Here is a 984-nt window from a genome sequence, read left to right on the forward strand (position 1 = left end):
AAACCCATACATATCAATCTACTGCGAAATTTTTTAAAGTGTTGTATAGACCGCGTAAACAAAGACGCATTCTTTCTCCGGCAATATTTTGAGCATTACTTACGTATTTATGAAAAATATTCGATTTACAACAATGACTTAGCGATGGTATCTTTGAGGTTTGAATTGAGCAGCCTGGAACATTATTGTGCTGCTATTGAATAAGCTGTTAAGTTTCTATGGGCAGTTCAAATGAACAAAAATACATTTTATAAATATAAGTCATTAAGTAATTTAGAGTTCGTTTTGGACATATTGCTTCGCGAAAGGTTATATGCAAGTAAGTACAATGAACTAAATGACCCGATGGAAGGCGTGATTAAGGTTGATGGGACAATTCCTGATGACCTAGAAGAAAGTTGGAAGAACATCTTAGAAGATCTTCGGGTTTGTTGTTTTACTCCGGACGACTCAAACACATTAATGTGGGCACATTACGCAGACGGTGGCCGTGGTTGTGCTATTGAATTTGAACTGATGCCAAGCTCGGAAGCTAATAAAGTGTCCTACCGGAACAAACCTAAAATTTCCAAAAACCAATTAACAACTGATAAAGCGATAGAAATTCTAAAGTATAAGGACTCAAGCTGGAAATACGAGAAAGAGTTCCGCTGTATCGTATCTGATACTTATGTGCAGATTTCTGTAAAAAAATTGATTCTCGGACCTAAAGTACAAGCTTCAACTGTAGAGCTCCTGCGGGGGATTCTTCAGTGTTGTAAACCTGACTTAAGAGTTATCCAACATAAGGGAAAAGGGGACGGTGTTGTTGAACGTATACAAATGACAGTAGGAAACAGTAGGGTTTATTACCGTGAGAGCGAAGAATGCTCAAAATGCTTGGAGTTAGGGCATTATAGGGAACAATTTGTTCGTCGCTAAAAGAAACTTAATCGGGTAGCCGGAGGTATCTAGCCTCCAGCCTCCACACCACCCTGCATGCGG

General features: G+C 39.0%; 2 protein-coding genes. Both read left to right on the forward strand.

The window, feature by feature from the left end; genetic code table 11:
• Positions 1-204, forward strand: a 204-nt coding sequence (locus tag AB4140_RS19800) for a hypothetical protein (RefSeq protein WP_372002355.1), incomplete at its 5' end; no start/stop codon positions are given.
• A gap of 27 nt (positions 205-231) precedes the next feature.
• Entirely contained in the window at positions 232-921 is a 690-nt protein-coding gene (locus tag AB4140_RS19805; RefSeq protein ID WP_372002357.1) for a DUF2971 domain-containing protein, read from the forward strand.
• Positions 922-984 lie beyond the last annotated feature (63 nt).

Source organism: Shewanella sp. 10N.286.51.B2, from assembly GCF_041469265.1.
Classification (GTDB): Bacteria; Pseudomonadota; Gammaproteobacteria; order Enterobacterales; family Shewanellaceae; genus Shewanella.

Excerpts from the sequence above, each read along its gene's own strand:
- AB4140_RS19805 (WP_372002357.1), top strand. The coding sequence starts at position 232 with ATGAACAAAAATACATTTTATAAATATAAGTCATTAAGTAATTTAGAG.